This is a genomic window from Micromonospora sp. ATLC20 (genome assembly GCF_057196585.1).
Window position 1 is genome coordinate 1 of the sequence record NZ_JBXUOV010000263.1, and the last position, 5,926, is coordinate 5,926.

Genomic DNA, 5,926 nt, shown 5'->3' on the forward strand with positions numbered 1-5,926 from the left:
GGTCCCGCCGGACCCGGCGCCCCGCCCGCCCGAGCCGCCGGGCCACGCCCAGGCCGCGCTCTTCGAGCCGCCGTCGGGTCCGCCCGGTCCGGGCATCACGGCGTTGACCCGGGTGTACGCCGACCAGCTCGCCCGGATCGCCGCGACGACCCACCCCGGCCGGTTCCGGCTGCTGGTGGCCGCCGAGTCGGCGGGCGCGCTGGTGGCCGCCGAGATGGGCGCGGCCGGCCTGCCGTGGCGCGCCGACGTGCACGACGCGATCCTGGCCGATTTGCTCGGCGAGGCGTCACCGGTCGGCGGGCCGCCGCGCCGGCTGGCCGAGTTGCAGGCCCGGATCGCTGATGCGTTCGGCGTACGCCAGGTGCACGCCGACTCGCCCGCGGAGCTGTTGCGGGCGTTCGCCCGCGCGGGCGTGGACCTGCCGAACACGCGCGCCTGGGTGCTGCGCGGGGTGGAGCACCCGGCGGCGCCGCTGGTCCTGGAATACAAGGAGCTGTACCGGATCTGGACGGCGCACGGCTGGGCCTGGCGCGACGCCTGGGTGTCCGGTGGGCGGTTCCACCCGGAGTACGTGCCAGGCGGCGTGGTGTCCGGCCGGTGGGCGACCCGGGGCGGCGGGGCGTTGCAGATCCCGAAGGTGATCCGGCGGGCGGTGGTGGCGGACCCGGGCTGGACGTTCGTGGTGGCCGACGCGGGCCAGCTCGAACCGCGGGTGCTCGCGGCGGTGTCCGGCGACGAGCGGCTGGCAGCGGCGGGTGGTGCCGGTGACCTGTACGCCGCGCTGGCCCGGGACGCGTTCGCCGGTGACCGGGCGAAGGCCAAGGTGGCCCTGCTCGGGGCGATGTACGGGCAGACCGGCGGGGCGGCGGTGCCGGCGCTGGCGGTGCTGCGGAAGAACTACCCGACCGCGTTCGGCCACGTCGAGGCGGCAGCCCGGACCGGTGAGGCGGGCGGGCTGGTCCGGTCGTGGCTGGGGCGTACCTGCCCGCCCGGCTCGGCGGGGTTCGCCGAGGGGGAGGAGCCGTTGCCGGAGGGCGGGGCCGATCCGCACAGCCCGTCGGCCCGGGCGGCCCGGTCGCGGGGGCGCTTCACCCGCAACTTCGTCATCCAGGCCACCGCCGCCGAGTGGGCCTCCACGCTGCTGGCCACGTTGCGCACCGAGCTGGCCGGGACGGAGGCGGAGCTGGTCTTCTTCCAGCACGACGAGGTGGTGGTGCACTGCCCGGCCGGGCAGGCGGCGGTGGTCGCCGAGGCGGTCACCGCCGCCGGCGCGCGGGCCACCCGGCTGCTGTTCGGCGACACCCCGGTCCGGTTTCCGCTCGACCTGTCTTCAGTGGACTGCTACGCGGACGCGGCATAGCCACGCAATTTTCCGTTTTGCCCCGCTACCCGCTCCCGGCTGCGCTCGTTGGGCCCGGTGTGCGTACGACGGGACGGACCGGGCGGCTGTGCCCGGTCCGTCCCCTGATCGAGGGGGCACCGCTGAACCGGATCGCTGCAATGATCATCGCCGCCGGTGGCGGCCGCCGCATCGGCGGACCCGAAGCGCTGCTGCACCAGGGCGAGAAGCCGCTGGTCAGCCAGATGATCGACACGATGGCCGAGGCGGGCTGCGCACAGGTCGTGGTCGTCCTGGGTGCGGCGGCCGAGCAGGTGCGGCAGACCACCGACCTGACCGGCGCCACTGTGGTGGTCAACCGCGCCTGGGGCACCGGGGTGGGCTCCTCGATCCGGGCCGGGCTCGCCGCGCTCACCGACGACGACATCGAGGCGGTCGTCGTGGTGCCGGTGGACATGCCCGGGCTCACCGCGGCGGCGGTCCGCCGGGTCACCGCGCTGCCGTACCCGGACGTGCTGGTCTGCGCCACCTACGACGGGCTGCGCGGCTACCCGATGCTGTTCGGCCGCCGGCACTGGTCCGGCATCGCCACCCTGGCCAGCGCCGACGTCGGGGCGCGGCCGTACCTGCTGGCGCACAAGGACCAGATCGTCGACATCGCGTGCGACTCGGTGGCCGACGGCAGCCGGATCGACAGTCCGGAGCTGATGGCGCTCTACGGCCTGTCCATCCCCGAACAGCGCGTCGGCGCCTGAGGCGCGCCCCGCTGTCGGACCCGGATGCCACGATGCCGTCATGGCCTACGACGAGGACCTGGCGAACCGGGTACGGGAACGTCTCGGGCGCGAGCCCGGCATCACCGAGCGGCGCATGTTCGGCGGCCTGGCGATGATGCTGCGCGGCAACATGGCGGTGGTGGTGCGCGGCGCGGGCGGTCTGATGGTCCGGGTCGACCCGGCCGAGGCCGAGCGCGCGCTCGCCGAGCCCGGCGCCGAGGCGACAGTCATGCGGGGCCGGGAGATGCGGGGCTGGGTCACCGTGTCGCCCGATGCCTGCGAGCGCGACCCGGACCTGACCCGCTGGGTCGAGCGGGGCGTCCGCGTCGCGCGCACCCTCCCGGCGAAGTAGCGCGGCAGCGGGAAATCCGGCTGCGCGCCCGGGCCGCCCGGCCTACGCTCCTGACCTGCCGCCGACGACGGCGGCGGATCGGAGACGGGCGGATGGCTGTTCACCTCTACGCGGTCAGCCTCGACGCGGGCGACCCACTGCGGCTCGCCCGGTTCTGGTCCGGGGTGCTCGGCCGGGAGATCCTCGACGACCCGCGCGAGGGCGTGGCGCTGGGCGGCGACGCCCACAGCGACTTCCGCATCCGGTTCCTGCCCAGCGCTGCGCCGAAGACCGTGCAGAACCGGATCCACTTCGACCTGACCAGCGCGTCGCCGCAGGCTCAGCGGGACACCGTCGACCGGGCGCTGACGCTGGGCGGGCGGCACATCGACATCGGCCAGGGGCCGGACGACGACCAGGTGGTGCTCGCCGACCCGGAGGGCAACGAGTTCTGCGTCATCGGGGCGGGCAACACCTTCCTCGCCGGCTGCGGCCCGGTCGGCGCTGTCAACTGCGACGGCACCCGGGCGGCAGGCCTCTTCTGGAGCGAGGCGCTGGGCTGGCCGCTGGTCTGGGACCAGGACGAGGAGACAGCGATCCGGTCGCCGCGCGGGGGCGCGAAGGTCACCTGGAGCGGCCCGCCGCTGATGGACGCCGGTGGGCGGGACCGCGTACACCTGGATCTGGTCGCGGACGGTGACCGGGACGCGGAGGTCGACCGGCTGCTGGCGCTCGGCGCGACCCGGGCCGGTACGGGAAAACACACCGCCGGCGACGTGGTGCTGGCCGACCCGGACGGCACCGAGTTCTGCCTGCTGACGGCCCGGTGACGCGGGTGCGGCCCGGGGGACCGCACCCGCGTCGTCCGGTCAGCGCAGCCGCAGGCTCGGCTCCAGCGTGACCTCGAACAGCCGGTCCCACGGCAGCTCGACCCGCACCGCGGTGACCCGGTCCAGCGTCGTGGTGAACGTCTTGCGTCCGCGTACCCCGAGCACCAGCTCGTGCCCGGCGAAGTGGTCGGCGAAGTACCGCTCGGTCAGCGGCACCAGCCGGTCGCGTACCCAGCCGTCGAAGTAGCGCTTCTGCTCGGCGTTCAGCGCCAGCGGATCCCAGCCCTGCGCGCGGGCGTGCGCGTACGCCTCGACCTGCACCACGTTCTTCCACGGGTCGTCCTTGACGAACCGGTAGAGCAGGTACTCGGCGTGCGCCCGGGCCGGCCCGCGCAGCTCCGGCACGCCGAAGCCGCTGCCGGAGCTGCGCAGGTACGCCCACCGCGCGGTGCCGTGCGCGAGCGCCAGCCCGAGCGCGTTGCCGCCGGTGTTCCACCCCGAGTACGACAGCAGCGCCGGCAGGTCCAGGCGGGCCTCCATCCGGGACACCAGGTCGTGGTCGCCCTTGTTGACGATCAGCGGGTCCACCACGATCACCGGGGTGCCGGCGGCCAGCAGCTCACCGATGCGGCCGACGAACGCGTCCAGGTCGGCGGCCCGCTGCCCGGCCGCCGCCGAGGGGGTGTTCACCGCGAGGACGATGTCCGCGTCGCCGGTCACCACCCGGCCGCCCACCGAGGTGACGTGCCGGCGGATGTTCTCCGCGAACGGGATGCCCTCCAGCGCGGCGGTCCAGCCCTCGCCGGACACCCCGGCGTACTCCACCCGGTAGGTGGGCGCGGCACCGGCGGCGACGACCCGCGCGACCAGCAGCGCGTTGACCTCGTCGGCGCCGGGGAAGATCTCCACCCGGTCGCCGACGCCGAGCCGCGCCACCAGCGCCTCCAGCTCGACCCGCTCGGCGCGGGCCAGGCCGACCGGCGCGGTGTCGTCCTCGGAGAGCACCAGGTGGCTGATCGTCCCGTCCGCGACCCACTCCACCATCAGCCGGTTGACCTGGTGGTTGCGTGCCCGCGCGGCCAGGTAGTCCTCGACCACGGCGTCGGGGATGCGCGCCCGCACGGCGTCGAGCTGGCCGCGCAGCGACTCCTGGCCCAGGTTGACCACCTGGTCGTACAGCTTGGCCCACTGGACCAGCAGGTCACGGTAGTTGTCCAGGTCGGTGCCGGTGCTGGTGATCGCGAGCCGCTGGATCGTGTCGTGCACCTCGATCACCGCGCCGGACCGGCGTGCGCGCAGCCGCCGGATCGCCTCCAGGTTGCGCAACGCGTCGGCCAGGGCCGGTGCGGCGGTACGTGAGGCGATCAGGCCCCCGTACGCCAGCATGCTCACCGAGATCACGTACCCGTCGACGCCGTCGGTGCCGTCGAGCCAGCGGGCGATGCCGGCACCGTCACCGGGGGTGAAGAAACGGCCCAGCAGGTTCCGCGGCGGCAGCAGCACCTCGGCGTCGGCGCTCGCACCGGTCATCTCCGCGCAGTACGTGTTGACCGGCCGGTCGTCCAGCGGCACCAGCGCCACGCTCGGTCGCCGGCCGGCGGGCCGGGCGAAGGCGGGGCCGCCGAGGGCGACGGTGGCCAGGCCGGCCGCGCCGGTGGCCGCAAGAAGGGTTCTTCTCTTCATCGATGCTCCCTTTTCTCCGGCGCGCTCGCCGCCCGGGGGGTGGCCGGAACCAGCCGGCGGGTGATCCACAGCGGTGAGGTGACGGCGTTGCCCGTCACCACCGCGTGGGCGCCCGCCTCGAAGGCCCGGCTGATCTGCTCCGTGGTCCGGTAGCGCCCTTCGGCGATCACCGGTACGGGCAGCAGCGCGGCGAGTCGCGCCACGAGCCCGAGGTCGGGCCCGTCGATCGGTGGGCCGGCCGGCGTGTAGCCGGACAGCGTGGTGGCGACCGCGTCCGCGCCGGCCTCGACGGCGGCGACGCCCTCGGCCACAGTGGCGACGTCGGCCAGGACCAGCGCGCCGGTCTGGTCGTGCACGGCGCGGACGGTGTCGGCGAAGGTCCGGCCGTCGGGCCGGGGGCGGTCGGTGGCGTCCACCGCGACGACGTGCGACCCGGCCCGCGCCGCTTCGAGGGCGTGCCCGGCGGTCGGGGTGATGAACACGCCCTGCGTGCCGTGCTTGTACAACCCGATCACCGGCACGTCGACGGCGGCGCGTACCGCCCGCACGTCGTCGGGGCCGTTGACCCGGACCGCCACCGCGCCCCCGCGGACGACGGCGGCGGCCACGCGGGCCTGGACGTACGGGTCGCGCATCGGGTCGCCGGGGTCGTCGGGCAGCGGCTGGCAGGACACGACCAGCCCGCCGGCCAGGTCGTCCAGGACACTCACGTGCTTGTTCCTCCGTCGTGGTGGATCGGTGCGGTGGCGAGCCGGGCGGCGCCGACCACCACCGCGTCGGCGCCCAGCGCCGCGGAAAGCAGCGGCACGTGCGCCCAGCCGTCGGGTAGCTCCGCCCGGTAGGCGGCCGTCGCGGCGGGAAGCACTGTGGCGGCGGCGCCGCCGGCGACCACCACCGCGTCCGGGTCGAGCAGGGCGACCAGCCCGGCCAGGGCCGCGCCGAGCGCGGCGCCGGCCCGGTCGACGAC

General features: G+C 75.3%; 7 protein-coding genes. 4 read left to right on the top strand and 3 right to left on the bottom strand.

Annotated elements, in window-relative coordinates; translation table 11 throughout:
* The 4 genes from AC2CHG_RS29545 to AC2CHG_RS29560 form a co-directional block, all read left to right on the top strand.
* Positions 1-1,360, top strand: a 1,360-nt coding sequence (locus tag AC2CHG_RS29545) for a bifunctional 3'-5' exonuclease/DNA polymerase (protein ID WP_484526033.1), incomplete at its 5' end; no start/stop codon positions are given.
* Positions 1,361-1,500: 140 nt separating this feature from the next.
* Positions 1,501-2,094: a nucleotidyltransferase family protein gene (locus tag AC2CHG_RS29550; RefSeq protein WP_030500339.1), complete on the top strand. Its 594-nt coding sequence runs from the start codon at positions 1,501-1,503 to the stop codon at positions 2,092-2,094.
* 40 nt (positions 2,095-2,134) lie between these two features.
* Entirely contained in the window at positions 2,135-2,467 is a 333-nt protein-coding gene (locus AC2CHG_RS29555; RefSeq protein WP_194803084.1) for a TfoX/Sxy family protein, read from the top strand.
* 92 nt (positions 2,468-2,559) lie between these two features.
* Positions 2,560-3,276, top strand: a complete 717-nt coding sequence (locus tag AC2CHG_RS29560) for a VOC family protein (protein WP_484526034.1) — start codon at positions 2,560-2,562, stop codon at positions 3,274-3,276.
* A 39-nt stretch (positions 3,277-3,315) separates the two neighbouring features.
* Here the strand turns inward: AC2CHG_RS29560 and AC2CHG_RS29565 are convergent, their stop codons facing one another.
* The 3 genes from AC2CHG_RS29565 to AC2CHG_RS29575 form a co-directional block, all read right to left on the bottom strand.
* Complete coding sequence (locus AC2CHG_RS29565; protein WP_194803086.1) at positions 3,316-4,959, bottom strand: DUF4127 family protein; 1,644 nt, start codon at positions 4,957-4,959, stop codon at positions 3,316-3,318.
* Positions 4,956-5,669 (bottom strand): N-acetylmannosamine-6-phosphate 2-epimerase, encoded by a 714-nt coding sequence (locus AC2CHG_RS29570; protein WP_194803087.1) that lies wholly within the window; start codon positions 5,667-5,669, stop codon positions 4,956-4,958. The genes AC2CHG_RS29565 and AC2CHG_RS29570 overlap by 4 nt, the downstream gene beginning before the upstream one ends.
* Positions 5,666-5,926: ROK family protein (locus AC2CHG_RS29575; RefSeq protein WP_484526035.1), on the bottom strand; the 261-nt coding region annotated here is incomplete at its 5' end. The genes AC2CHG_RS29570 and AC2CHG_RS29575, both read right to left, overlap by 4 nt.

Bases quoted from the DNA above. Each gene is read 5' to 3' on its own strand.
- AC2CHG_RS29560 (WP_484526034.1), top strand. From the start codon at position 2,560: ATGGCTGTTCACCTCTACGCGGTCAGCCTCGACGCGGGCGACCCACTG.
- AC2CHG_RS29555 (WP_194803084.1), top strand. From the start codon at position 2,135: ATGGCCTACGACGAGGACCTGGCGAACCGGGTACGGGAACGTCTCGGG.
- AC2CHG_RS29550 (WP_030500339.1), top strand. From the start codon at position 1,501: ATGATCATCGCCGCCGGTGGCGGCCGCCGCATCGGCGGACCCGAAGCG.
- AC2CHG_RS29565 (WP_194803086.1), bottom strand. From the start codon at position 4,959: ATGAAGAGAAGAACCCTTCTTGCGGCCACCGGCGCGGCCGGCCTGGCC.